The sequence below is a fragment of the Petralouisia muris genome (genome assembly GCF_004793545.1).
GTDB classification, from domain to species: Bacteria; Bacillota; Clostridia; order Lachnospirales; family Lachnospiraceae; genus Petralouisia; species Petralouisia muris.
In genome coordinates this window covers 1-1411 of the sequence record NZ_SRYA01000205.1, presented here as the reverse complement: position 1 = coordinate 1411, position 1411 = coordinate 1, and the positions used below count along the sequence as shown (strand labels likewise).

Sequence of the window (1411 nt, the reverse complement as noted above, 5' to 3'; positions counted from 1 at the left end):
ACCGATATTACAGTGAATCACAGCTTCCGCTGGCAGGACGGATACAGACATTAAAAAGCCTGGGATTCGGGCTTTCTGTGATAAAAGAAATACTAGTATATTGTAAAATAAATAACTAGTCTAATTTATGTATGTGTGCTATAATTAAATCATTAGATAAGGAGAGGAATGTTGATTATGGCACATGCAAGCATATTAGATATTGAACAGGAAGATTATGAATATCTCCAATCTTTGTGTAGATGCAGAACAATACAGGCTCAGATTGTTGACCGTGCAAAAATACTGATATACAAAGCGCAAGGTGAGTCAATTGCCGCAATAGCAGAACGCATAGATGTTAACGTGAATACTGTTAAGCTATGCCTGAAAAAGTTTAAGGAAGGCGGCATTGATCTTGCTTTATATGATAAACCGCGTCCCGGCCATCCGGTTGAAATTACAGATGACGCTATAGCATGGATAGTGGCTCTGGCCTGTCAACGTCCAGCTGACCTTGGCTATTCCCAGGAACTTTGGACTCTAAAAAATCTGCATCAGCATATACAAAAAAATGCACAAGAAGCTGGTTTTCCCCGGCTTGCAACGATCACAAAGCCTATGGTTCAGAAGATATTGCACAAGTCGGAAATCAAGCCTTTCAAAATTAAGTATTACTGTGAAAAACGTGACCCCGAATTTGAACAGAAAATGCATGATGTGCTTTTGGTATATAAGCAAATATCCTTACAGTTTAAAGAAGATGGCAGCCTAACCGTCCCAGAAGATGGGGTTGTCGTCCATACAGTTTCCTGTGATGAAAAGCCGGGAAGACAGGCGATTGCAACGACAGGGGAAGACCTGCGCCCGACAGCGGATACAGGGTGTGTTTACCGTGACGCGGAATATAAACGTTTGGGGACGCTTTCGCTGTTGGCAGGGATTGACCTGCTGACCGGGGAAGCAATTCCGTTGGTCAGCGAGAGCCATAAAAGTTCAGATTTTATCAATCTGTTGAAGAAACTGGATAGTAAATATCCGGGAAGGGATGTGATACGTATCATATGTGATAACCATTCCGCCCACAAGTCCAGGGAGACGAAGAACTATCTTGCATCACGTCCGGAGGGGCGGTTTGTCTTTGTATTTACGCCCACGCATGGTTCCTGGCTGAATATGATAGAAAGTTTCTTCAGTAAGATGACAAAGCAGATGTTAAAAGGAATCCGTGTCAAATCAAAAGAGGAACTTGCTGAACGCATATACCTGTATTTTGAGGAGGTCAATAAGGAGCCGGTTGTTTATCGTTGGACCTATAAAATGGATGAAATCAGTCAGGATGAAGCTGTAAAAGTTGGTGTAAAATCAAATTCTAATTAGTGCCTGCTGATTAAGCCACTATTACCAACTTCCCCGAAATCTCTTCGGGGAA

1 protein-coding gene is annotated in these 1411 nt (G+C 42.2%); it reads left to right on the top strand.

From position 1 onward, the window contains the following. The first annotated feature begins 177 nt into the window (after window positions 1–177). Window positions 178–1359: an IS630 family transposase gene (locus E5329_RS29055; RefSeq protein ID WP_135992568.1), complete on the top strand. Its 1182-nt coding sequence runs from the start codon at window positions 178–180 to the stop codon at window positions 1357–1359. The last annotated feature ends 52 nt before the right edge of the window (window positions 1360–1411 follow it).

Bases quoted from the DNA above. Each gene is read 5' to 3' on its own strand.
- E5329_RS29055 (WP_135992568.1), top strand. From the start codon at position 178: ATGGCACATGCAAGCATATTAGATATTGAACAGGAAGATTATGAATAT.